This window comes from Patescibacteria group bacterium, assembly GCA_041671645.1.
GTDB lineage: Bacteria > Patescibacteriota > UBA1384 > XYA2-FULL-43-10 > 1-14-0-10-43-13 > JBAZBD01.
In genome coordinates this window covers 313,162-337,388 of the sequence record JBAZBD010000001.1, presented here as the reverse complement: position 1 = coordinate 337,388, position 24,227 = coordinate 313,162, and the positions used below count along the sequence as shown (strand labels likewise).

Annotated in this window: 29 protein-coding genes; 3 read left to right on the top strand and 26 right to left on the bottom strand. The window is 45.3% G+C overall.

The window, feature by feature from the left end; translation table 11 throughout:
• Nucleotides 1–76 precede the first annotated feature (76 nt).
• Nucleotides 77–1,147: a peptide chain release factor 1 gene (gene prfA / locus WC227_01690; protein ID MFA6963409.1), complete on the top strand. Its 1,071-nt coding sequence runs from the start codon at nucleotides 77–79 to the stop codon at nucleotides 1,145–1,147.
• A 15-nt stretch (nucleotides 1,148–1,162) separates the two neighbouring features.
• Here prfA and WC227_01685 read toward each other — a convergent pair whose 3' ends face one another.
• Nucleotides 1,163–3,421 (bottom strand): hypothetical protein, encoded by a 2,259-nt coding sequence (locus WC227_01685; GenBank protein ID MFA6963408.1) that lies wholly within the window; start codon nucleotides 3,419–3,421, stop codon nucleotides 1,163–1,165.
• 84 nt (nucleotides 3,422–3,505) lie between these two features.
• Between WC227_01685 and prmC the strand changes: the two genes are divergently transcribed.
• Nucleotides 3,506–4,387, top strand: a complete 882-nt coding sequence (gene prmC / locus WC227_01680) for a peptide chain release factor N(5)-glutamine methyltransferase (protein ID MFA6963407.1) — start codon at nucleotides 3,506–3,508, stop codon at nucleotides 4,385–4,387.
• Nucleotides 4,388–4,432: 45 nt separating this feature from the next.
• Here the strand turns inward: prmC and WC227_01675 are convergent, their stop codons facing one another.
• The 20 genes from WC227_01675 to WC227_01580 form a co-directional block, all read right to left on the bottom strand.
• Nucleotides 4,433–4,657 carry a hypothetical protein gene (locus WC227_01675; protein ID MFA6963406.1) on the bottom strand — a complete coding sequence of 75 codons (225 nt, stop codon included), beginning with the start codon at nucleotides 4,655–4,657 and terminating at the stop codon, nucleotides 4,433–4,435.
• 117 nt (nucleotides 4,658–4,774) lie between these two features.
• Nucleotides 4,775–5,980 carry a trypsin-like peptidase domain-containing protein gene (locus tag WC227_01670; protein ID MFA6963405.1) on the bottom strand — a complete coding sequence of 402 codons (1,206 nt, stop codon included), beginning with the start codon at nucleotides 5,978–5,980 and terminating at the stop codon, nucleotides 4,775–4,777.
• A gap of 28 nt (nucleotides 5,981–6,008) precedes the next feature.
• Nucleotides 6,009–6,239: a YtxH domain-containing protein gene (locus WC227_01665; protein MFA6963404.1), complete on the bottom strand. Its 231-nt coding sequence runs from the start codon at nucleotides 6,237–6,239 to the stop codon at nucleotides 6,009–6,011.
• Nucleotides 6,223–6,513 (bottom strand): hypothetical protein, encoded by a 291-nt coding sequence (locus tag WC227_01660; protein ID MFA6963403.1) that lies wholly within the window; start codon nucleotides 6,511–6,513, stop codon nucleotides 6,223–6,225. The genes WC227_01665 and WC227_01660 overlap by 17 nt, the downstream gene beginning before the upstream one ends.
• 75 nt (nucleotides 6,514–6,588) lie before the next feature.
• Complete coding sequence (locus tag WC227_01655) at nucleotides 6,589–6,852, bottom strand: DUF5654 family protein (protein MFA6963402.1); 264 nt, start codon at nucleotides 6,850–6,852, stop codon at nucleotides 6,589–6,591.
• Nucleotides 6,849–8,228 (bottom strand): Asp-tRNA(Asn)/Glu-tRNA(Gln) amidotransferase subunit GatB, encoded by a 1,380-nt coding sequence (gatB, locus tag WC227_01650; protein MFA6963401.1) that lies wholly within the window; start codon nucleotides 8,226–8,228, stop codon nucleotides 6,849–6,851. The genes WC227_01655 and gatB overlap by 4 nt, the downstream gene beginning before the upstream one ends.
• A gap of 12 nt (nucleotides 8,229–8,240) precedes the next feature.
• Nucleotides 8,241–8,678 (bottom strand): hypothetical protein, encoded by a 438-nt coding sequence (locus WC227_01645; GenBank protein ID MFA6963400.1) that lies wholly within the window; start codon nucleotides 8,676–8,678, stop codon nucleotides 8,241–8,243.
• Nucleotides 8,675–9,130 (bottom strand): hypothetical protein, encoded by a 456-nt coding sequence (locus tag WC227_01640; GenBank protein ID MFA6963399.1) that lies wholly within the window; start codon nucleotides 9,128–9,130, stop codon nucleotides 8,675–8,677. The genes WC227_01645 and WC227_01640 overlap by 4 nt, the downstream gene beginning before the upstream one ends.
• 4 nt (nucleotides 9,131–9,134) lie before the next feature.
• The gene (locus tag WC227_01635) at nucleotides 9,135–9,872 is read right to left on the bottom strand and encodes a peptidylprolyl isomerase (protein MFA6963398.1); all 738 of its coding nucleotides are present in this window, start codon (nucleotides 9,870–9,872) and stop codon (nucleotides 9,135–9,137) included.
• A gap of 93 nt (nucleotides 9,873–9,965) precedes the next feature.
• On the bottom strand, nucleotides 9,966–11,480 hold the full coding sequence (gene gatA, locus WC227_01630) for an Asp-tRNA(Asn)/Glu-tRNA(Gln) amidotransferase subunit GatA (protein ID MFA6963397.1): 1,515 nt from the start codon (nucleotides 11,478–11,480) through the stop codon (nucleotides 9,966–9,968).
• An 18-nt stretch (nucleotides 11,481–11,498) separates the two neighbouring features.
• Nucleotides 11,499–11,792: an Asp-tRNA(Asn)/Glu-tRNA(Gln) amidotransferase subunit GatC gene (gene gatC / locus WC227_01625; GenBank protein MFA6963396.1), complete on the bottom strand. Its 294-nt coding sequence runs from the start codon at nucleotides 11,790–11,792 to the stop codon at nucleotides 11,499–11,501.
• A gap of 45 nt (nucleotides 11,793–11,837) precedes the next feature.
• A complete protein-coding gene (locus WC227_01620) occupies nucleotides 11,838–12,701 on the bottom strand; it encodes a PHP-associated domain-containing protein (GenBank protein ID MFA6963395.1) in 864 nt (287 codons plus the stop codon).
• Between the two features lie 2 nt (nucleotides 12,702–12,703).
• On the bottom strand, nucleotides 12,704–14,710 hold the full coding sequence (gene ligA, locus WC227_01615) for an NAD-dependent DNA ligase LigA (protein MFA6963394.1): 2,007 nt from the start codon (nucleotides 14,708–14,710) through the stop codon (nucleotides 12,704–12,706).
• A gap of 136 nt (nucleotides 14,711–14,846) precedes the next feature.
• The gene (locus WC227_01610) at nucleotides 14,847–15,494 is read right to left on the bottom strand and encodes a hypothetical protein (GenBank protein ID MFA6963393.1); all 648 of its coding nucleotides are present in this window, start codon (nucleotides 15,492–15,494) and stop codon (nucleotides 14,847–14,849) included.
• 217 nt (nucleotides 15,495–15,711) lie between these two features.
• Nucleotides 15,712–16,242 (bottom strand): hypothetical protein, encoded by a 531-nt coding sequence (locus tag WC227_01605; protein MFA6963392.1) that lies wholly within the window; start codon nucleotides 16,240–16,242, stop codon nucleotides 15,712–15,714.
• A 111-nt stretch (nucleotides 16,243–16,353) separates the two neighbouring features.
• A complete protein-coding gene (gene hisG, locus WC227_01600; GenBank protein MFA6963391.1) occupies nucleotides 16,354–17,256 on the bottom strand; it encodes an ATP phosphoribosyltransferase in 903 nt (300 codons plus the stop codon).
• A complete protein-coding gene (gene hisI / locus WC227_01595) occupies nucleotides 17,249–17,629 on the bottom strand; it encodes a phosphoribosyl-AMP cyclohydrolase (protein MFA6963390.1) in 381 nt (126 codons plus the stop codon). Before hisI ends, hisG begins: the two co-directional genes overlap by 8 nt.
• Nucleotides 17,622–18,176, bottom strand: a complete 555-nt coding sequence (locus tag WC227_01590) for a hypothetical protein (protein ID MFA6963389.1) — start codon at nucleotides 18,174–18,176, stop codon at nucleotides 17,622–17,624. Before WC227_01590 ends, hisI begins: the two co-directional genes overlap by 8 nt.
• 1 nt (nucleotide 18,177) lies before the next feature.
• Nucleotides 18,178–18,483 carry a hypothetical protein gene (locus WC227_01585; GenBank protein MFA6963388.1) on the bottom strand — a complete coding sequence of 102 codons (306 nt, stop codon included), beginning with the start codon at nucleotides 18,481–18,483 and terminating at the stop codon, nucleotides 18,178–18,180.
• Between the two features lie 101 nt (nucleotides 18,484–18,584).
• Nucleotides 18,585–18,884, bottom strand: a complete 300-nt coding sequence (locus WC227_01580) for a YerC/YecD family TrpR-related protein (protein MFA6963387.1) — start codon at nucleotides 18,882–18,884, stop codon at nucleotides 18,585–18,587.
• Between the two features lie 167 nt (nucleotides 18,885–19,051).
• Between WC227_01580 and WC227_01575 the strand changes: the two genes are divergently transcribed.
• Nucleotides 19,052–19,261: a hypothetical protein gene (locus tag WC227_01575; GenBank protein ID MFA6963386.1), complete on the top strand. Its 210-nt coding sequence runs from the start codon at nucleotides 19,052–19,054 to the stop codon at nucleotides 19,259–19,261.
• A 34-nt stretch (nucleotides 19,262–19,295) separates the two neighbouring features.
• Here WC227_01575 and WC227_01570 read toward each other — a convergent pair whose 3' ends face one another.
• The 5 genes from WC227_01570 to WC227_01550 form a co-directional block, all read right to left on the bottom strand.
• The gene (locus WC227_01570) at nucleotides 19,296–20,264 is read right to left on the bottom strand and encodes a hypothetical protein (GenBank protein ID MFA6963385.1); all 969 of its coding nucleotides are present in this window, start codon (nucleotides 20,262–20,264) and stop codon (nucleotides 19,296–19,298) included.
• 113 nt (nucleotides 20,265–20,377) lie between these two features.
• Nucleotides 20,378–21,289: a M48 family metallopeptidase gene (locus tag WC227_01565; GenBank protein ID MFA6963384.1), complete on the bottom strand. Its 912-nt coding sequence runs from the start codon at nucleotides 21,287–21,289 to the stop codon at nucleotides 20,378–20,380.
• A gap of 9 nt (nucleotides 21,290–21,298) precedes the next feature.
• Entirely contained in the window at nucleotides 21,299–21,646 is a 348-nt protein-coding gene (locus WC227_01560) for a hypothetical protein (protein ID MFA6963383.1), read from the bottom strand.
• A gap of 12 nt (nucleotides 21,647–21,658) precedes the next feature.
• Nucleotides 21,659–22,210, bottom strand: a complete 552-nt coding sequence (locus tag WC227_01555; protein MFA6963382.1) for a LemA family protein — start codon at nucleotides 22,208–22,210, stop codon at nucleotides 21,659–21,661.
• Nucleotides 22,211–22,303: 93 nt separating this feature from the next.
• Nucleotides 22,304–24,187, bottom strand: a complete 1,884-nt coding sequence (locus tag WC227_01550; GenBank protein MFA6963381.1) for a hypothetical protein — start codon at nucleotides 24,185–24,187, stop codon at nucleotides 22,304–22,306.
• Nucleotides 24,188–24,227 lie beyond the last annotated feature (40 nt).

Here is a 24,227-nt window from a genome sequence, read left to right as displayed (position 1 = left end):
CATCAGTTCTATATGAAATCGGTCGAAAACCAGATATAATTCTGGTGAGTAAGCCGATTTTTGCTATAAAAATGTCATGAACAAAGAAAAACTAAAATCTATCCTTGACCGATTCTTCGAGCTGGAGCAGAAAATGCAAGACCCAGCCATTTTGGCAAACCAAAATGAGGCTATCCGGATTGCCAAAGAGAGAAATGAAATTTCCGAATTGGCCAATCTGATCAAAAGATATTTCGAGGCCCTCGACCAAATTGAATCGGATCAGGAGCTGATCGAGTCAGATGACGCCGAAATGCAAGAAATGGCGCGAGAAGAAATCGGCCTTTTGAACAGTGAGGTCACAGAGCTAGAGGTGAAGCTGAAAGTCGCTCTCCTCCCTACTGATCCTTTTGATGACAAAAACGTCATTATCGAGATACGCCCAGGCGCAGGCGGAGACGAATCAGAATTATTCGCTGGCGAAATTTACCGAATGTACTCTCATTACGCCGAAGTGATGGGCTGGAAAACAAACGTATTAAATTCAAATACGACCGGAATCGGTGGGGTCAAAGACATCTCCTTCGAAGTTAGCGGCAAAAAAGTATATTCCAAGATGAAATACGAATCAGGCGTCCACCGAGTTCAACGCGTCCCTGAGACCGAAAAACAGGGTCGAGTTCATACTTCTACTGTGACCGTAGCAGTATTGCCAGAAGCCGAAGAAGCCGACATCGAGGTCCGCCCAGAAGATCTCCGAATCGACACATTCTGCTCCGGCGGCGCAGGCGGGCAATCAGTCAATACTACTTATTCTGCCGTCCGCATTACTCACTTGCCTACCAATACCGTAGTCAGCTGTCAGGACGAACGAAGCCAGCTCAAAAATCGCGAAAAAGCGATGAGCATCTTGCGCTCTCGTATTTTGGCTCATCGCGCAGAAACAGCAGCCCAAGAACGCAGTGACATCCGACGCAGCCAAGTTGGGACAGGGGACAGAAGCGAAAAAATTAGAACTTATAACTTCCCACAAGATAGAATTACTGATCACAGAATCAATCAAAGTTGGCACAATATCCCTGGCGTCATGGCCGGAGAATTGGAGCCGATAATTTCTGCCCTGATCACAGAAGACCAGGCCAGAAAACTAGCCACAAACGTAGAATAATCGAGCTAAACTGTATTACGCCAAGCCCTGAGCAATTTGGGCTTTTTCTGTTGCAGAGCGGCTTTCTCTGGAACTGATCTTACCCTCCACAATCCTTCTGTATTTGATCTGATTGAGCTTGTCACCCATCATTACTGTAAGCCCCGCAACAACTGATTCGGTCGAGCCGATGCCAGCCATCACAAAGCCATTGCTCAGTCCGCCCGTCGCGGCTGCTGCCATCCCTGCTACCGGCGCGAATGCCGCGCCCATAAATATGCCAAGTCGTGCGGGATTGGAGAAATCTTGTTTGATCGCCTCCTTAAACCTTTCAAATTGGCTAGGTGACTTGATCATTTTTTCTAAACTTCCGTTGTTTAAGCCGTCCTCAACCAGAGACATGAAAGAGCTGATTTCCGCATCAGTAATATTTGGAATTTCCTTGAGATGAGTTCTTATCAAATCAATTAGCTGGCCACGGTTCTCCGCATTAAACAAAGATTCACTTTTCTCGTATTCCTTCAGAGCAGATTGAAAATCTGGATTGTTAACTAGAGGGCTAATTTGCCCGTTGATCTTCCCCTCTTTGATCAGAGTGTCATAGCCTTTTTTGTACATCGCTATAGATTGAATAGCGGTAGTGAGAGATAACGCTACAGCCGAAAGGCCGAACAAAGCGCCCGCCTCCATGACATGGCCCTTAGACAAAAGCTCCTCGACCTCAAGTGCACCCGCGCTCGCCAGGATAAATACAGGGGCGGCCACCAGCAATCTCTTCATTACCTCTGATTTTGAATAACCAGAGCCGATCAAAGCTTTGATTTCGCCAAATTCGCCACCGATATCATCAGCCGAGGCAGCAAAAAGTTTCGCCATGCCTGGGGCCACAGTTTCCAATGCATGAGCGATAGGCCCCACCAACATCATTTTTTTCACTATTTCCATCGCTTCGCCCGTTCGCTCCTGGGCGTTGTCGAATAGAAGTCTCATTACCGAATATTCCGTGTTCAGGGGCGCGATTACTCCGTTCACCCTATCGACCAGAAGCTTGTCTTCTTCTGTCATTTTCTCTGGATTCAAAACATCGAATTTCTTGAATTCGCTAAGATATTTTTTGATTAAATCCAAGTCAGGTTGCAAATCGATGTTATCTTCGCCATTAACCAATCCCGATTCTTTCGCCCTTTTTAATCCGTTAACAGTCGGCATTAAATCAGGCGCCTTGCCCTCACGCACAAAGGGGACAAGCCAGCTAGAGATATAATTTTCTTGGCAAATAACAGCAATACGATTTATCGCTTGCAAAATATGATCTGGAGTTTCTGCAATAGTTTGCAAACGGACATCGATACCACGTTTTTGCATCTCTTCGATCGCAGGTACGACCGATGGCTCTTCCGAAAGTAGATATTCTATTTCAATTGGTAGGTTTTTGTCCCGAGAAAATCTTTCCAGTTTATAAACGCTTGCCGTTTCGGCGAGAGTACTCATAAGCTTATTTTCTTTGCGCCACTCGCTTTCTTCAATCGCTTCCAGCTTGGCCCCATACTCTTGCTTCCTATCACCAGAGATCAGAGACTCGAGAATTTCCAAGGCTTCGTCTTCTCGGCCCTCAGCTATTAATTTTCTAGCCAGGTCCTGATCCTTCTGCTCAAGTTCGGGGAGATATTGCTCAAACTTGGCCTCCGGATTGGCTATAATTCTTTCATTCACCTTCTTGCCCTGGACATACCCGTCTGAGAGTAAATCTATAGTGCCGTTAAGGCCGTCTCGAGTGAAAACCTTCTTATCATTAGTGAAAGCCACATGGGAATCAGCCATGGCTCGAACATCATCCGCTGTCATCCCGTCAGGTAACAGAGCTGGATCTGATTCGATTCTGCCGAGCAAAAAGTTGATTTCACTTTGAATCTCTTCCGGGGCTCGAAGTATTCTCTCGTCACTCGCATCGGCAATATCGGTCGCATAGACAGGGCTAGCGTCTATCTGCTCCTCTATCCCAAGAATCGCCTGATCGTAGCTTCCCTCGCCATGGATTTCGTCTAGCGTTGCCATCAGATGGATATTGCGTTCCTGCCAGAGCAGTTTTAGCAATTTAGCTCGATCGATAAGCAATGTGTCTCTTTTTTCAGACAATTCCTTGTTTAATCCTTGATCTAGTTTTTTATCCAAACCATTCAATTCATCAGTCATCGCCTTATAATCAGCAAACAAGAGAGCCTTGTCTTCTTTGATCGCAGGCTTTGGAGTCCCGCCTTCTAATCTTATCTGTCCTTCATCATTTTTCTCTGTCATAAAGCTCCTGATTTATTCTTAAGTTGATTGTATAACAATTTCCTATCGATTGAAAAGCTTTGGCTTTTTTGGCATGATCAAGTTATGAATATTTATGAAATTAACAAGAAGATAGCCAGGAGCTTAAAGGAAGCGGGGATTGAGAGCGGGGAGCTGGACGCGAGTGTCATCATCGCTCATGTTTTGGGACAAGACAAAACATTTATTTTGTCACACCCAGAATTTGAACTAGGGGAGACTCAAAAAGAGAAAATCCAGGACCTTGCCAATAAGCGCTCAAAATCGGTCCCGATTGCCTATCTCACAGGCCACAAAGAATTTTTTGGTTACGATTTTCTGGTTGACGAAAGGGTATTGATCCCCCGCCCAGAAACAGAATTTCTGGTCGAGCAGGCTCTTGAGTTCATAAAGTCGAAATTTCATAAAGTCGAAAGCCAGCTGAATGTTCTGGACGTGGGAACCGGCTCCGGCTGTATTATTATTTCTCTAGTCGAATCTTTACCTACTCAGAATTCCCCACTCCCTACCTTCTGCGCAACAGATATTTCCGAGAAAGCCCTCATTGTTGCTAGAAAAAACGCAAAACTGCATGTCGTCGGAGATAAAATAAATTTTTTCCGCTCCGATCTTTTCGCTAATCCCCGCTTGCCAAAGATGTATGACCTGATCATTGCCAATCTCCCCTACGTACCAAGAGAAGTCGAAAGTCAAAAGTCAAAAGTCAAAAGTATCGATTTCGAGCCGCAAGATGCCATTTTCGCCGATGAGAACGGTACAGAAATTATTAACAGATTTCTGGCTCAAGCAAGTAGCAAATTGAATCAAAACGGTTTAATTCTGATCGAGCTTGACCCCCGCAATGCTATCGAAATTAAGAAAACGGCAGAGCGCTACTTCCCTACCGCAAAGATCGATCTCACAAAAGACCTGGCTGGCCTTCAAAGATACGTGTCTATCAGAATTTAAAACCACTGGCAAAAGCCAGTGGACTGATCCGACGCTCATTTCCTGTTAAATAATGCTCTTGTACTCCCTGAGATCGATACATCGGTTTCCCCCCATTTTGATCTTCAATATTATGTCGCGCATCACTACCATCGCTTCCTCGTGTGTCTCGAATTCAATAACGATATCCGCCATGTCTGATGCCGAACAGAAGTGAACTTTCTTCTGTTCCGAAAGAAAAAAATCGACGAATTGCTTCCCGGCTTGTTCGTCTTTAGTAAATACCCACATATGCAGTACCACCTTTTGGATAGATTGGGTTAGATAATATATGTTTTCTCTCTCAAATGCAACACAAAAATTCCGCCCAAAGCTCGAGCGGAATTTTTTATTCGTAATCCGTTATGGTTATTTGCTCTCTTCGAGAGTCACCTTTACATCCTTCTCTTTGCCCTTCGACTGCACTTTCAAGGTCAGTTGATCGCCGACCTGATGAGACTGAAGAAGCTGGATTAACGGATGGTCTTGGTCGACTTTCTGGCCATTTACCTCGAGAATAATATCGTTCTCTACCAATCCTGCCTTATCAGCCGGAGAGCCAGGAATGACTGCAAAATCGGTCAGACCGCTTCCACGCTGAATCAATGCACCGTAATCGACTGAGAGTCCTGAACTTTTGGCCGTATCTGGCGTAATTTCGAAATAACGAACGCCCAAGTAAGGTCTTATGATTTTGCCTGTTTTTTTGATGCTATCGATAGCCGATTTGGCCTGGTTGATTGGGATAGCAAAGCCAATTCCCTGTGCGCCAGAAGCCACAGCCGTATTGATACCGACTACTTGACCAGCCAAATTAACCAGCGGCCCGCCCGAATTGCCAGGGTTGATGGCGGCATCAGTCTGCAGAAGATTGCTGAGCGTCTCAGAGCTTGCTCCAGACGAATCAGAAGCCTGAATTTTTCGATCCTTTGCCGAAACTACACCAGCAGTCACTGTATTTTGGAATTGTCCGAGCGCGTTGCCAACTGCGACGACCCATTGGCCGATTTGTAGTTGATCTGAATCACCGAGTTCTACCACCGGCAAATTCCGCGCGTCAATCTTCAAGACTGCCAGATCCATCGTCGGATCGACTGACTGGATTTTGGCATCATAGGTCTTGCCATCCAGTAGAATGACTGTGTATTGACCAGATGCGTCTGCAACGACATGTTTATTGGTCAGGACGAGACCATCGCTCGTAATGATAAATCCCGAGCCGGCTCCTTCAGCCTGGTAAGCGCCCCAATACCCTTGAACCGTTGACTTGGTGGTGATAGAGACAACTGCCGAGGAGACTTTGTTGGTGGTATCGATAATCGCATTTGATTCTTCGATCACCAACTTCTCCGTCTTGGTCGTAGGGATAGCTAAATTATTTGGCAAATGTAACTTCTTGGCTAGTGCACCGCTATCAGCCGAGAAAAGCAAAACGCCGCCGACGCCGCCGACTGCTCCGGCAAAAAATATTAGGATTACAATTAGGACAATCAGAACAAGCTGAGCTGTCTTCTTGCCTCTAGGTTTGATCGCCTTAAGCTGAGGATTTTCATCCTCCGTCTCATGATACGGCATAGACTCCTTTGTTTTTCTTTTTGGTTAACTATTTATCCATGCTCTTGGAAACTGTCTCGGCTGTTTCCTTGATCTTTTCTTTGGCGAGGTCAGTACCCTTTTCGACGTATTCTTTACCCTTTTCAACGTATTCTTTGGATTTGTCAGCAATTATCTTGCGAGTCTCTTTGCCGCTCTTGGGGGCAAACAAAATTCCGGCAACGGCACCAGCGGCCGCACCCAACAAAGCACCCAAGAAAAATTTATTCTTTCCCATCATTCTCTCCCTTTTTATTATTTTCAAAATACTTCACTATATTCTTAATAAACCCTACCGAGCTGAGAAATCCCTTAAACCCATCTATATATTCGGTTACGATCTGCTCGCCTTTCGTGATCAAACCGTCAATCTGCTTCGCCCTCTTCACAGACAAACTTGAAACTATCTTCGCGTCACCGAGAATATCATACACGCGGCAGAAAATCATGATCAACAAAACAACCGCCGCTATAGTGGTTAATATCAATATCTGTCTCAGTAATTCTGTGTCCATCTAGTCCTCCTTATTTTATTCAGACTTTATTATAGTACGGATCAGGTCATGATCACAATAGAACTATCTTCCAATCTACTTCTTGTCTTTGCTCTCAGCTTCACTGATACCAGCCATCTTGCCAAGAGAGTAGGTCACGGAAACCGCGATGATAGTGACGATCAATGCGTAAACTAGTTTGGAAATTATGTTCGATCCGCCGACTGGGACAATTTCCTTGATCGCACTCTGAATTGCCTCATTCCAGGCCAGAGCCGCTACTAGGCCAAAGCCTGCAGTAGCTAGCTGAACCATCGTTTTGAAAAGCTCTTTTTTTAATTTGTCCTTGGCTTCTTTCATAATTTCTCCTTTAGAATTTTGTTAATTTCAGCTGGGTTCACTTTGCCCTTGGTCTCCTTCATAATCTGGCCCATGAAAAATCCGAAGAGCTGTTGCTCACCTGCTTTGTAACGGTTCAATTCATCAGGGTGATTTGCAACGATGCTCGAGATCACAGATTCGATTTCTGTCTGATCAATCATCCCGCTGCTGATCTCACTCTCAGCCTCAGCAAAAGTCTTGCCGGACAAAATCTGCTCAGCGAGCCTGGTCAAGATTTGTTTTTGGAAATTATTTTCTGATTTGATGAGAGATACAAATTCGTCGATATGTTTGGACGCTTCCTCTGCGTCGTCAATGTAATCAGCGACTATTCGCCCCACTTCATTGGCCGAGTCCCTGCCCACTTCTTCGATCATTTTGAGGGTCAAAGCGTATCGATCATGATCAAGCAGTTTGCTGGCATATTGACCGGAAACCCCAAGACCCTCTAGCTTTTCTAGCTTTTCTTCGGCTGTTTCCTTGGTTTCATTTCTTAGCTTGTCATGGTCAAACGCGCTAGAGTCAAAAGGTGGCAAATCAGGCTCAGGGAAATAACGATAATCAGCCGCCTCTTCTTTGCGTCTCTGGAGACAAACGCTGTTTTTCTCGCTATCGTAGCCCCATGTTTCCTTGGAATTTTTCTCTGGCCAGGCAGGATATTCCTCTTTCAATTTCGCATCAACTAGAGTCAACGCCTTTTCGACAAATTTGAAAGAATTCAAGTTTTTGAGCTCGATAATCTGAGACATTCTACCATTTTCGTCAGAGACTGAAATATTCGCGTCGCATCTCATGTGGCCCTTCTCCATGCTTGCCTCAGAGACAGAGACAACATCGCGAACAATTTTCTGAAGTTTGCGCAAGAAATTTCCCGCCATTTCAGGCGAAGCGATGTCTGGCTCGGTCACTATCTCCATGAGCGGTGTGCCAGCACGATTCAAGTCAACTAAGCTCTTGTTTCCAGAGTGAATCAGCTTGCCCGCATCCTCTTCCAGGTGAATCCGATTTAATCTGATTTCCTGGCCGTCTACCTCGACCATCCCGCCGACACAAAAAGGCTCGTCATATTGTGAAATCTGATAACCCTTTGGAAGATCTGGATAGAAGTAATGCTTGCGATCAAATTTGGCAATCTTTGGGATCTGGCAGTTTAGGGCCAATCCAGTCTTGATCGTCCACTCGATTGCTTGCTCATTCGCGACTGGCAAAGCGCCAGGCAATCCGAGGCAGACCGGGCAGACTACGCTATTTGGTGTCTTGCCCTGTGCGTCATTGTCGCAACGACAAAACATCTTGCTCTTGGTCTTGAGCTGAACATGAATTTCCAATCCAATTTTTGTATGTAAATTTTCCATAATTATCAAGGATTAATTTTTGTCGCCCTCAAAGGTCGTCCCCATTATGCTCTGATCCCATTTTTGGCTAAGTATCTCGTGCAGATTTTTAATTTTTTCGTAATACTCTCGCAAAAAAATCAGGTCTATCATCCGCTTCCCATCCCTCGATCTGACATCCTGATATGCATAACCATGTCCTGGCTCTAAGTCGACAGTAACCATTCCCTTGCGTAATTCATCAGAATATTCTTCCCATCGCTTAACAACATTCCTAAATTTAATATCATCCGGAGTGTTCCCCTCCAAGCTTCGAGGGTCAGCCTCGACAGAAGCCACGCCGTGATGTTTGTTATGCATTACCGAAGTTTTCAAGTTGTTGTATGGCCGCAAAGCGATAATAAGCTCTTCTATCTCCTTGGAGATTTCTTCCTGGCTGAGTTGTTCACCGACTTCTTCGATTTCGCTCATATCGCTCTCGTGTATTTTAATAGCTGATCAATTGCTCCCCTAAGCTCCCCGTATTCGATTCTCGACTCTGATTCGTGGGCAATCTGATTTCTGACCTTGTGGCCTGTCCAGACACTATTGTATACGTCCTTCGACATTGATGATTCAGCTGAGCGTAATCTATCGGCGAAGGTCTCACCGGCAAAACCCTTATTTTTCAGGGTAAAGTCGACTAGTTTATCTGCTTCCATCACTGCATGCTTCAATTCAATTATTGATTGACTTTCTGACAGCCCAATAATTTCTTGCCGTTTCGAAGCAATATAATTCTTTTTTTCAACGCTCAAACCGCTTTTGCCACGTCTCAAGCCCTTGAACGGCAAAGTCAGAATCCACCATATCATCTTGAAAATACCAACAACGATAACTTGAAGGATATCCGGTTCCTGATTTTTTTTGTGTTTTTGCGACATATTTTTACTTCAGATCAACTGATAATATTTTTACATCTTCAGTTGGCTTATCATTACTATCAATCGGAACTTCGGAAATCGCTTTGGCAATTTCTAAACCTTTTGTCACACGGCCAAATACTGTGTGCTGGCCGTTAAGATGAGGCTGGTCTTGCTCGGTCACGATGAAAAATTGACTTCCGTTCGTATTCGGCCCGGCGTTGGCCATGGCCAAACTTCCGACTTGGACTGGATGAGTAGTAATGGTTTGGTTGTATCGATAACCCTTCTCTTCCAACTTTGTGATATCAGCAGTTGCCATACCGAGACCATAAGCATTGATCTCGTCATCAAACGGACCGCCAAAAAGACTCTCACCACCTGTGCCGGTCCCACCTGGATCACCGCCCTGAATCATGAATCCTTTGATTACGCGATGCCAGATTGTATTATTGTAATAACCATTCTTCGCGAGTCCGGTAAAATTTTCGACTGCTTTCGGTGTCTCCTTGGGATAAAAAGAGACTTCTATATCACCCTTCGAGGTATGAATTGTGGCTTGGTCGCCTATTACCAGAGAATCTCTCATCACAAACGGGAAAGTGATTACTAGGGCCAAACAGACGCTATAGATCCAAAAATCAACTCGACGCCAAAACAAAAGCCAGGGAGTGTTGGCAAATTCCATCTGTCGGCGATATGCCACTCTTTCCTTCGCAAATTGTTCCTTCTTCTCCCTCCGAAGTTGTGATTTCTTACCCAAAGTACTCCTTGCAGTCGTATTTAACATTTACCATTGACCATTACTCGTTAATTGATCAATTGATAAATTTTTAAATTAATGAAAAATGTAAAATTAAAGTATTGGTTTGGCCTTGTGCCAATCAGTAGCTTGTTGGAAAGCATGGCCAGCGTCCAGGATGGCCTGCTCGCCCCAATGAGGCCCCATCAGCTGCAGTCCAACTGGCAATTCCTTGCCGTCACGATTCATAAAGCCAGCAGGGATGCTCATAGCTGGCAATCCTGCAGGATTGACCGGAACTGTCAAAACGTCAGAAAGATACATCGCCAACGGGTCATCTGCTTTTTCGCCAAATTTGAATGCCGGTACAGGAGAGACAGGAGCAATAAGTAAATCAACTGATTCAAATATTTTTTCAAATTCTTGTTTGATTAGGGTTCTGACCTTCTGTGCCTTCTTGTAATAAGCGTCATAATATCCAGCAGATAGGACATAGCTTCCGAGCATAATTCTGCGTTTGGCCTCAGCACCAAAACCTTCGGCCCGAGAAATACTATAAACTTGTTCTAATCTTTCGACTTTTGACTTTAGACTTTCGACTTTTTGGGTTGAAAACCCAAAGCGTATTCCATCATATCGAGCCAAATTTGAGCTTACTTCGGCCGGCATCAGAATATAATAAACCGCCAAAGCGTAATGAGCCATCGGCAATGAGACAGGTACTATTTCGGCCCCCAATTTTTCATATTGAGAAATGGCTGTACGAACGGTTTTCTCTATTTCTGGGTCCAAACCTTCGCCAAAAAATTCTTTTGGCACGCCGATTTTCATTTTCTTTATATTTTCCGCCTTAAGTTCTCCACTGTAATCTGGCACTTCCTTCTCAAATGAAGTTGAATCGTGTTTGTCATAGCCAGAGATTATTTTGAGCAATATAGCGGCGTCCTCTACGGTTTTGGTCATCGGTCCTGCCTGATCAAGCGAAGAGGCCATGGCGATAGTCCCATAACGTGAGACACGACCATAAGTTGGCTTGAGCCCCGTTATCGAGCAATGTGAGGCCGGCTGGCGGATCGAACCACCAGTATCAGTACCAACTGCGGCGATGCAAAGATCGGCCGCCACGGCGGCGGCAGAGCCACCAGACGAGCCGCCTGGGATTCTGCCCAAATCCCATGGGTTTCTAGTTGTAGAATCAAATTCTTTTGAGGTATTATATGCTGATGTCTCAGTCGAAGATCCCATCGCGAACTGATCGAGATTTGTCTTTCCTATTAGAACTGCTCCGGCATTCCAGAGTTTGTCGGTCACCGCAGATTCGTATATCGGGACAAAATCATTCAATATTTCTGAGGCAGCCGTCGTCTTGACGCCCTTGGTGAGGAATAAATCCTTGACCGCAATCGGTATTCCATCAATTTCGCTCAAGGTCTTGCCACTCTTTCGACGCTTATCCGAAGCTTTGGCCATCTCGAGCGCCTTGTCTTCACACAAAGTGATATACGCACCTACTTTTGGCTCGACTTCTTTAATTCGTGCAAAGATAGCCTCGGTCAATTCGACCGAAGTAATCTCGCCCTTGGCGAGCAAACCCGATGCTTCCTTGATTGTAAGTGAATAAAAATTCATTTTTTCGTAATTTTCGTATTATTCGAACACGCCTGGCACGACAAAACTACCGGCTTTGAATTCTGGCGCATTTGATTCGATATCTTTGTGAACTATTCCGGAATTTTCAACTTCATCGTCTCGCCAAATGTTCTCTAGCCCCGTTACGTTGGCAGCCGGCTCGACATTGTCAGTATTGACCTCGTTTAACTGTTCGACGTACGCCAAAACATCCGAGAGCTGGTGGGAATATAATTCCTTCTCATCCTCGGAGAGTTCGAGCCTAGAAAGCTTGGCGATATGTTCGATTTCTTGAATTGATAATTTTGCCATGAAAGTTCTGGTTAATTTAGTTCAAATACTAGCATGATCAAGAAGCTACTTCAACTCTTCGCCGTCTCTGAAGCGGAAAGTCTCTTTGACTGTAGTACCAGGCACATTTACGATCTGCGGACGCTTCTTGCTCCTCCCGTGCATCATCGTGTACACCATCAATCTCAAGCCAATCGGGATGAAGAAAAAGAGATATTTGAAAAGGGCGAAAACAGTCCATTTGGAATACAGGGCTTGAGTTTGGCGATGTCGAATGGCTTCCTTCAATTCATGGGCAGTTTTGCCCTCAAAGACCGTGTAGCCCTTCCCAATAGCCTCCAGGATATGTGCGTCCGACGAACCAGTTTCAGCCTTGAGTAACATGGTCCGATTCACAAATGCGGCTCGGAGATTTTCTTCACCCAAAGTCGGCGTCGCATTCAAAACTTCTACGCCATGCCAGAGATCCTTCTCTTTGAGGAGCGTAACTAAACCAACGCCATCAAGGGTCAAATATTTCGGTTCCCTAACCCGAACGTGTTGAAACGGATGGGCGGCGATAGCGATTCCTCCTTGCTCGTGAATTTTCTTGAGCACTGTATGGGCTTCGAGACCGCCCCTGATTGGTTCCTTGATCCAAAGAGCCAAGATGTGACCTTCGATACTCGTGACTTCTTCGCCAGGAATCAGCTCAAAGCGGTATTTCTTCTTCTTCATCAATTCAACCGCCTCGAAATAGCCGTCCATCGTATCATGATCCGTGATTGCGATGATATCTAAATCTGTTTTTTCCTCGACCCAATCAAGAATTTCCTGCACGCTGGGCCGACCGTCTGAGCGGTTGCTGTGCATGTGAATGTCAGCCTTGCCCAGATGCTTCATCTTCTCAATTTGGTGTACGTCTAAATTATGGATATCAAATTTTGCCATATTTATTTAATTAAATTATTAAATTCTTGCTCAGACAGCACTTTCAGGCCAAGCTTGGTCGCCTTTTCTAATTTACTACCTGCTTCGTCGCCCGCCACCACAAAATCGGTCTTGCCGCTGACTGATTCGCTGATGTTGCCACCATATTTTCGAACCAGATCCTTAGCTTCGTCACGGGTCATTGTATCAAGCCCACCAGTAAAAACAAAGGTTTTTCCGGCTATGCCCTCTTTCGGTTTGGCCCGCTCGATTTCGGTAACTTCTACACCGTTTCGGAGCAAGGCATGGATTAGTTCCTGATTTTTCTCGTCATGGGCAAAGTCAAAAATACTTTTGGCCACAACCGGGCCGATATCACGAACAGAATTGATTTCTTCTATAGTCGCGTCCCCGAGATTTTTCAGTGTACCAAATCTGGCGGCTAGGTCGATCGCTGTCTCTATGCCAACGTTTCTGATCCCAAGAGCATAAATAAATCTGGCCAAATCAATCTTTTTGGCATTTTGAATCGACTCAATCAGGTTTTGAGCTGATTTTTCGGCAAAACGCTCGAGCGGCTCGATGTCCCCCAATTTGAGATCAAATATATCGGCCGAATTCTTGATCAGGCCTTCGTTCATCAATTTTTCGATGATCTTGGGGCCCAAACCGTCGATATCGAAAGCCGCCTTGGAGACAAAATGACGCAGGGCCTGGAATTCAACGGCAAAACATTTTTTGTTGGCACAGCGATAAGCAACTTCGTCATCCAATCGGACGACCGAGCCGCCACAGATTGGACACTTTGTTGGCATTTTGAATATCTTCTCCTTGCCAGTTCGCAATTCCTTGATCGGTTTGATCACTTCTGGTATAACATCACCGGCCTTTCTGATAATGACTGTGTCACCGATTCGAACATCTTTCTTAGCGATTTCATCAGCGTTATGAAGCGTTGCGCGAGACACAGTAGAGCCAGCAACTTCCGTCGGTTTTAGAATGGCCACGGGCGTCAGCGCACCAGTCCGACCGACCTGGACTTGAATGTCGAGAACGACGGTCGTCACTTCCTCGGCTGGCCACTTGTAGGCGATCGCGCCACGCGGAGATTTGCCCACCACACCAAGCTCCTGAAATAAATTTTCATCGTTAATATTTACGACCATGCCATCAATCTGATAAGGCAACTTTGGCCGTAATTTTTCCCATTTATCCCAGAGATCAAAAAGATGATCCAGATCGGGACAAAATTCGTTGTGTTTGTTGGTCGGCAATCCCAATTTCTTGATAATCTCGTGTTCCTCTTCGTGTTTCTTGGTTGGAAAACCGATCAGGGCATAACCCATGAAATCCAGATTTCTCGAGGCGGTAATATTTGGGTCGAGCTGACGAATACTGCCGGCCGCCGCATTTCTCGGGTTAGCAAATGGCTCCTCGCCTTTTTTGGCCCGCTCCGTATTTAGCGCCTCAAAACTCTTTATCGGCATATAGATCTCGCCGCGGATCTCAATTCGATCAATATTATTGAATTCCGAATCACGCAATTGCATCGGGATAGCACGGATTGTTTTGATATTGTTGGTGATATCTTCGCCCGTCGCACCGTCGCCACGAGTCAAGGCGTAAGCCAAATTGCCCTTTTCATAGACCAAACTTACGGCCAGGCCATCCATCTTGATCTCACAATAATAGCCCGATTTATCAATTGATTTCTCACCAACTAACCTCGCCATCTTATCATACCAATCTTTCATTTCAGCTTGGTCAAAGGCATCGTTGAGTGAAATCATCGGGAATTGGTGCTTTCGATTCTCAAATTTCTTGAGCGGCTTGCCTCCGACTTTCTGGCTCGGCGAATTGGGATCAGCAAAATCAGGAAACTCACTTTCCAATTGGACTAATTCGCGCATGAGAGAATCATAATCCGCATCCGTCACACTAGGATCATCAAGAACATGATATCGATAACGGACTTCGTCAATATACTTGCGGAGCTTCTCTATTCTAATTTTGGCTTCAGACTTTATCACTTTATAACTTTCAACTTTATAACTCTATTTGATTTTACCTTTAAGCGTGAGGCAATTCAAGTCAAAATAGACTCCATAACTTGTGCAATGAAATAAAAATGGCCAGCTTGGATAAGCTGACCGTGATAAATTGAATCTATTCCTTTTCTGGATAGCCATGATCCTTGATCTTGCCATTGGCGGTAGCCTCGTTATATCGTCTGAGGCATTCCTCAAGATCGCGTGACTTGTCGGAGCATATGCCCGAGCAGATAGAACCTTGAACCGGCACGCCTCCGCCATAGCATCGAAGATGCATTGCTGGATGGCCCATACAGACCTGGACTGGCTTGAATTTTTCGTCGGTCGCCTTCGCGACAGTGGTAATCTCTTCAAGCCGAGCCACAATTGGCTGGATAACGAGTGGCCAACTCCCTCGATCTGCTTGAAACGGCGTTAACGATTGCTCAATAATGGAAAGTCGCTGATCCCAGCAATGTAGCCGAATCAGCTTGTGCAAGATTTCCACACTGGCCGCCAAGCCACTACCGCCAGGAAGACGATCCAGAGCATATTTGCTGCCAGGCGTTAAACTTAATCGAAACCAGCAAATAAGACTCGTTAGCTTATTCAAAACATCATCATACTCAGTATGATATGTGACGAAATCCGTCCCCGATACGCACTCCGCAAGAGTGGCACTCGGCAATGGATGTTTCGGCATAAACTCTCTGACAATGGTTGTCACCAAGCCAAATATAATCCAGTCTGACAATTCTTGGCTGGCCAAATATTTCTGGAGCATTATGCACAGCCGCGCATGACTACCTTTCTTAAAAAGAAGATTTTCAAAAATGCCCACTTGTGGTATCCCCCTTTCTTTGCCTCAATTTCTTGATCAAGATACTGGGTATTTAATACCATTTTTCAAATAATTATACAAACGATTGAATAGTCAATGACTATAACAAGCAAACACCTCACATATGTGAGGTGTTTGCTAATTGGGAGACAATACAGCACTAATTTGAACCATAGTAAATATCATATGCCTGCTCGACAAGCTCCCATCTCTGTTTTGCCCTCGGGCTTGGCGGTCCACAAAGATATACCTCAAACCCGCCATCCTTTCGGCGGAAATGAAGTCTATCGACACTGCTCAGATACACAATTTGCATGTCTCCTGAAGCCGTACCATCGATTATCGCCGGAACTTGTCTATTTCGCCAATATATTGGACCGTGCGTCTCTGTCCCTTCAAAATTTTGCTGTTTATATTCTGTCTCGGCCTCCAGATCAAGAAGATAATGGCCAGCTCTAATAAGAGCTTCGGTAGCCATATCTACATTCCCATTGTTAAACGCATTCAAAATGTCAGCTTTGATGTCAGCTCTTTGCTTGACCTTCTCAATTGTTGACTTCTCCCAACCCGCAAACCTAGCAGGGGTCTCATCGCTCGGCGCTGGTGTTTCAGGTGTCGTACCGGTAACAAGATTCCCAGCCGGTTCTCCTAGATTGTCACTTCCCGATTCGTCTACTGTCTCTGAAAACATTTTTTCTCCCGTTTAGTATTCTCCTGCCATTATAGCAAAAATAAATTTAAAAAAGCGCTCCGATAAAAAATCAAAGCGCTTTGTGAAATTGTATTTTAATATTGGGAAATATTAACGACCCAAGACCATGGATATATTATCGTGAACACAGATATCTTTTACTTCCATCTGCAATAATTGGAAGACTATTTCGTGCTGACAATTTTTTAGCACATAGGCAGATATCGAATACCAGCCAGAAGTTGTAAGCGAGCTGATAGTCGGCGCATACATTCCGCCAAGAATTTCGGACGCTTTCTTTACTGCTCCTTCCGAAACATTGGCCTGAACGAATACATAACTATCTGCCAGATTTGCACCCTTCATCACCTCAACAAACCAATCTATCTGCGGACGCAGATCTATGTTATTGTATGCCTCGCGATTTACCGCGATAACAGTATTGGAAATCATGATTTCATCGATAATTTTCAAACCGTTTGAGATAAGTGAGCTACCCGTTTCGGTTAATTCAACAATCGCAGCAGCACCAAACTTTATCTTCTGTTCGGTGCCGCCCCAAGAACGAATCACCTCGATATCAGCTCGGCCCTTTTGGGCTAGATACTGCCCTGTCAACTCGACATATTCGGTCGCTATCGTTGACCCTTTGGGCAAATCTCCGATAGCCTCATAGCCACTTGCCTTAGACACGGCTAGAACTATTCTCACCGCCTGATTTGTCGCCCTCGCAATCGGAAAACGAGCAAGGATGACTACATCAGACTGCCAATTTGCAATCCAATCTTCGTTGGCAATTGCCACCTGGAAACACCCTTTTTCGAGATATATCGGTATTTCCTGCGGACGCAATAACGTCAATGATTGAATAAAAGGAACATTGGTCGTACCAGTTTTGACTCGACCGTTCGAAAAGAGAATCGCGATTCCAGCTTTTTTGAGCCAATTGATCACGACTGCTTCCATGGACCCATCTGGCACTGCCAGAGCAAAACCCGCTAAAAATTCAAACATTTTCTTCTCCCATTTTGAAGATTCGCAATTCACCATTAGCCTCTTCAAAACAGCTAACGGCACCAGTGTGGCAAGTCGGGCCGATTGGCTCGACTAGAATGAGAAGTGTATCTCGGTCGCAGTCGACCAAGATCTCACAAACATTTAGGAAATTGCCGGAAGTTTCCCCCTTGGTCCATAGTTTATCTCGAGTTCTAGACCAAAAAGTCACCTTCCCGGTGGCCAAGGTAATGCGAAGCGCCGCTTCATTCATTACCCCGACCATCAGCACTACATTGGTCTTGGAATCTTGAATTACCACGATTACAAAACCAAACATTTTGCTCCAATCAAGTCCTAAAACTTGACTCGAGACTTCGATGAATTTACTCATGATTTACCTCCTTAAGGTATTCTGAGAAATCAACAGGATAGCATTCGTCGCATTTCTGGCAACGACGCAACTGTAAGTTCATATCTAGATAAACTGGAGAATATATTTTTATATCACAAGCTGGACAAGTCCAGAGGCACATAAACAATGTATTTTCAGTTATCAAGGGATCCTCAACAGAACTGGTAATAGTTCCGGGGATTATTTCATCATTGATTTTTCTGGGTTTACTCATCGAAAGCCCCCCTTTTTCGTTTCGAATATTCAGGAAAGATCTACGTGGTCTTGGCTCTGTCAAAAAACAAATATTAAGATTGCTTTCATCAATCCAAGCCGAAAGGATATACAAACCTGTTCTTTCCCAATCATCTCCGGCACGCCAATATGTAGCATCACGGCAAGACAAAAGTGCCTTGATATTCTCGACCGATATTCGATCAGAGTATAAAATCACATTTGTCATAATGTCGCGGACTGTGACCAAAAATCCGTCAGCGACCTTTGCATCAATCAATAATGCAAACAGTTTGTCAAAATCAAGTTTCATCTCACATCCTCCTACCAGTCATCAAATCAGGATGAACAAACATCTCCACTCGACAAATAATACTATGATCTATCTCATCGAAATGAAGCGATTTGGTCTTATAGGGAATTCCGCAAGTTATACTTGCAGCCCAATAACTTCCGCTACAATAGGACCTCATCATGGCTTGGTAAAAATGTTCTGCGATCATAGCGATAAAAACAATTTTACCGCTAACATCATCGAGGCAGTAGCAAGGCAAATATCCGCCATTGCTTTGGAAATCGAGTTGATCTCCTGGTTCTAATTTTTTAAGGTGCTTATTCATAACAGTCCCCTTCACCACTCGTCGTTTTGAATTTTCTGCACAACCAAAAAACCGCCGTTAGGCGGAATTGATTGGCAGAAACGATCGAGCTTATAGAAAAATTAAGACTTTAATTTCTCCAAAGCCAGGTCGTAACCGCCCATACCGTGATGGAGCCAATAGTTAATACGAACAACTGTCGTCGTCGACACACCAATTTCTTTGGCAATGTAGCGAATGCTCTTGCCCTCTTTGAGCAACTTGGCCGAGAGCAATCTCCGACTCGCCTCTTCTATTTCTTCGAGCGTCAAAAGATCACGTAAAAAGTTGGCCATGTCTTCTGGCTTATCGATAAGCGCCAGAACTTCATAAAGTCTCTTGGCCGCCGGTGTTTCTAATTGTGATTCTAATTCTCGTTTCATTTTTGTATGTTGATTATGCTTCACTGTGTTAACACGATGATACATAATCGCTAACGATATGTCAACAGAAAACACATGAGATATGAGATGTACATGTAAATTATATAGTCTGGAACTAGATATTTTCATGTTAAACATTATTTTGCAAATTGTGATATTCTGAAAATATGCACACTAGCTTCCCCAAAGGCACTCCTCTATATTTCAAATTCAAAGACGGCGAAACATCGACCGGGAAATTTAAGGACAAAAAAAGCGGCAAAATCCTGCTTGAGGACGGCCGCATTCTTAATATCGAGGATCTCTCTCTGATCACTATCCGAAAACTGAAAACGGAAGTGTCAAAGTCAGAGAGGAAAATCACCTTTCGGATATAAAAACTCGCCACCAGTATATGATGACGAGATGAAATTACTTTTGTTTCGAGAGGAACTGGGCTAAGGCCAAATCGACCTCCGCTTTCTCCGCCCCGAGAGAGGCAAGCTGGTTGTTCAGCTTTTCTTCTTTTTCCTCGGCCAACCTGATCCGAGCAAGAAGATTACCTCGTTCGGCCCGAATGCCCTGGATTTTCTGAAATACCTCTACGATTTGCCGTTCCAGCGCTCGCTGACGGCTGCCTGTCATCATCTTGTGATACTCTTCCACATACTCCCAAAAGAGCGATTTTGGCATGAAGAGCTCTGGTCGATCCGGGATAGGATCGACGATACACATAAACACCAACTGATAGGTCAGGTGCCATTTCGCCTCATCATTCAGCTGTGCCAAAACAATGGTACTCATAATTCGAGCAAAATTTGTCTTGCTGATCGAGCCATCCGTCTCAGCGTAGTAGGCGCTGCTGCCGCAAAGCTTTGCCAAGGCCCGAGGAGTGCTAAGCATCTTTTGGATCTCCGTATGCATACGGCTTTCCGAAGTTGCTTTCCTATTTTTCTCCGATCTCTTTGGATCCCGAAAAATCGGATGCGGATTGGGCGAACTATCCTTGACTCGCTTTTCCCACGTCCCTTCGTATCGCTCGAGGTATTGCATCGCCTCAGGGCGCAGGATAGAAAAAATGTTCTTGGCGGTAAGGACATCACCACAAGCCAGGAAAACCTGCCACTGATTCAGTTCTCCACGGAGGCGAACTCTCAGTTCAACTGTCGTTAGACGGTCCGGAGGGATCCGGAGAGCGTCAACGCCATAGAAACAGTCGTTGACTGGAATCCTACGGCAAGAAACAGAGACTTTGAACTTTCTGTTCACGGTCGGATAATGCTCCGCGAACCAAAGCTCGATTTCCTTTGCAATCTTCTGCAAAGGCGGACGGAAGCCATGCTTCCCCAGTGACATTATGGAATCGACAAATATGCCGAACCAATTCGTACCGATAGACATAACTACTACCTCCTCAAATTGTCATGTACGATGACCTGAAACTATATAACATTAAGTGATTCTTGTCAATCAAAAAACCTCCGCCAGGAGGTTGTCCCAAGATCAAAAACTGTCTAGCTCATTTGACGAAGCAATCTGATCCGCTCCTTGATCGGTGGATGGGTAGAAAACGTTTTTGCGAGAAAACCAGGCTCCTTTTCTTCTGGATTTCCCCCGCCCAATGGATTGGAAATATAAAGATGAGCAGTGGCAGTATTGGCACGCTCTAAGGGCTTGCTAAACTTTGAAATTTTCTCCAAAGCGCCAGCCAATCCGGCTGGGTAACCAGTCAGCAATGCCCCATCGGCATCAGCCAAAAATTCGCGCTTGCGAGAGATTGCAAGCTGGATAATAGTGCCGACAATCGGTGCTAGTACCAGCGCCACAATACTCAAAATTGCCATCAGACCACCGCCCTCACTATTGTTGTCACGCTTCCGGCCAAATCCAAATATCTGGGAACGGACAAAAATGTCAGAGAGTATCGCAATGACGGAGACTAGAACGGTAATAATCGTCATCAGGCGAATGTCATAGTTGCCGACGTGAGACATTTCATGGGCGACGACGCCCTCTAGCTCATTCTTGTCCAAAACTTGCAACAGACCAGTCGTAGCGGCGATTGAGGCATGCTTCGGATCCCGGCCAGTGGCAAAGGCATTGGGCGCGGGATCGTTGATGACGTAGACCTTCGGCATCGGTAGGCCAGAAGCAATCGACATATTTTCGACCGCATTCCAGAGCACTGGCAGATCGCTTCTTTTGGTGACAAGCTGGGCGCCAGAAGAACTCAAGATTATGCTGTCACCGCCATAATAGCCGACCAATGATTGGGTCAAGGCGAGAGCGACTGCAAAATACAAAATCGCAGGATTACCGTAATAATTGGAGAACAACCAGCCGATCCCAATCACGACTAGCACAAATATGAAGACCAGAAAAATGCTCCTCTGCTTATTAGCATCGACTTGTTTCCAGATATTCATATTGAGTGCTTATATTAATTGACCAACGACTGGCAATTTTCTTTCATGACCCGAAACAACATTGATAATTCCGATCACAGTGAGCGCCAAAAGAGCGACCGCTAGAATCCATGGGATCAGGGGCAGGAAAAATGAAAAGACGAAGAGAATCCAGAGTAGGTGAAGGGCAATACCCTGTCTAACGTGGAAAGTTAGATATGGGTTTTTGGAAGAGAAAACAAGTGAAATGATTGTCAAAACAGGCAAATAAGCAATTACCGCCAATATTGTCTGCCAGTTCATCTTACGAAAATTCCACTTTGACCAATCAAGCTTCTTGAAGTTCATCTTTGGTATTTTGATTTTCTTTAGTGCCATATGGGTATTTCCTTAATTGTTGAAGTCGACTTTAACTGGCTCTTTTTCGGCGGCATTAGTGATCTCAAAAAGATCTCTTTTCTTGTATTTGAACATGCTAGCAAAAATGTTCGTTGGGAAAGACTGGATTGCAATATTCAGATCACGAACGTTGGCGTTATAGAATCTTCTTGAAGCTTGGATCTTATCTTCTGTGTCAGTCAAGTCAGCCTGAAGCTGAGCAAAATTCTGATTTGCTTTGAGATCTGGATAAGCCTCAGCGACGGCAAAAATTGATTTGAGCGCACTTTCCATCATGTTCTCGGCTTTGGCCTTCTCGCCAACTGATTTTGCCCCGAGCATCTGAGTTCTGGCCTCTGTCACGCCCTCAAAAACACCTTTTTCGTGCTTCGCGTAACCCTTGACTGTCTCAATTAGGTTTGGGATCAAATCTGCCCGACGTTTCATCTGGACGTCAATATCGCTCCAAGCCTCATCGGTTCGAATGTTCAATTGGACCAATTTGTTATAAATTCCGATCACAGCGACCACGGCTACCGCAACAATGATTAAAAACCAAGTCATTTTACTCCTTCCGCCAGCTGGCGGATAATTTATTTGTTTGTCATGAAGAATATACTATGGCTAAGTCGAATAGTAAAGGTCACCATACTCCAATTATTGAGATACAAAACTGGCAGGCAGAATCTCAGTCGCAAGCGGTTTGGCAAATTCAGCTTCACCGAAGTTACTGAGAGTTAGGGATAATTTCAGCATTGTAACTGAATAGGACGGCGCTGGAGTGATCTTGAGATCAATCTTTTGGATTTTTTGGTCCTTGATTCCGATCCAGACGTCTCCTGAGATACTGTCGACCATTTCATTCTTGATTCCAAGGGCGATAAGCGAATCGCCGATCTCCAGGGATTTGAAATTATAGTGGTATGTTCGAACATTGCCAATTTTCTCATTGCCCACCCTCGAGCCTGTCGCTGACAAACCGTCGGCCGGTGAGGCGCTAAAAAGACTCTCGACAATACTGTTCCCCGCCTTAACTGGGCCCATGCCCATCTCCATCCATTTGGTGGCATCTTGGTTCTTGGTGAAGGCAATCTTGCTCTTTAGCCAAAGCTTGCCCGCCTGCTGTTTGAGCTCAACATCTGTCGATCCGACAGGTTTCTTGAACTGAAATTTGGCGCTACCGCCATTGTCCGTGAAACTGCCAGTGACATCTGCATTCAATTCTTTGATCGTTGAAGTTACGTTTTGGTAAGCCGGAAAATCCTCCTGCTTCGAAGAGCTCGCAACTGAGCTAGCAGAAGTTGTTGTATCTGCCGCTGTAGTTGTATCTGAAGTAGCGCTGCTGTCCGTTGTGTCGGTCGAAGTCGTAGTGTCCGTAGGAGTTGCATCCACCGATGAGCCATCGACATCATAACCAGTATAAACTGCCAATTTTGCCTTCTGGACAGTTTCTTTGACATAGATATCGGGAAAATATGAGACGAGAGGCTTAGTCACGGTAGAATTCTTGGTTCGGTCGATATCTACGACAAGCGTGCCAGATACTTCAAAGTTTGGGTTGTCCTTCATCACGACAAATGATTTGCCAAGAGCAAGTTCACCGTTTGCTGGCAAACCACCCCAAAGTGCTTGGATATTAACCGCACCATAAACCTTTTCCAAGCCGACTGAGACAAATCCAATCTCTGTCAGCCAAGTCATCAGCGAAAATATAGCCAAAAGACCGACAATGACGCCAGCCGTCCAAAGCTTCCTAGGAGAGATTTTGATTGGGGCTTTGGGCTGCTTGACCACTGCTGGTGCAGGAGGGGCAGCTTGCGGAACAGCCGCAGCGATAGGCTCTGCCACGACAGGTGGAGGCACTACAACAGGGGCAGGAACAGGAGCAACGGGCTTAGCCGGAGAAATATCGCCAGAAATTGCTGGCTTTGATTCATTCAGATTTGGAATTGTCGGAGCAATCTTTTTCTCAACTATCGGAGCCGGAGCAACCGTAGGTGCAGGCGAAGCAGTATTTTCGGCCGGAGCCGCAACAGGTGGTGTTACATCAGCTTTGCTCTTCAACAATTCGAGGCCGATCGATTTGGTCTTGGCCAATCTTGCAAATATCGAGGGGGCTTTGACCGGGGCGGCCGGGGCGACAGCTGGCTCCACTTTTGGAGCTGGAGCCTTCGGAGTTACGGGCGGGACAGGTGGGACAGGGGGCGGAGGCGCAGCTGGAGCCGGCCCCGAAGGGGCCCCCTTTGGGGAAGATACCGGCAAATCAGCAGGCGTTACAGGCTTGGGCACAACATTTTCCTCTGGATTGCTAGGCAACGAAAAGACCGGCCCCGAAGGGGCCCCCTTTGGGGGCGCTGAATCTGGTACAGCGGCCGATTCCTCTTTTGATAGAGTGCCCATCATTTTCGGCTTGGTATCTTCCAAAGGCAAAGGTTCTTCCCACGGACTCGAAGTAGGCGCAGGTGTTGTTGTCTGCGTTCCCAAAGGAGACCCCTTCGGGGCTGTTGTTGGCGTATTAGTGTTTTGTTGAGTATCTGGCATCGCCCCTCCTAGAGCTTACAGACTGAACTTGATAACTTTA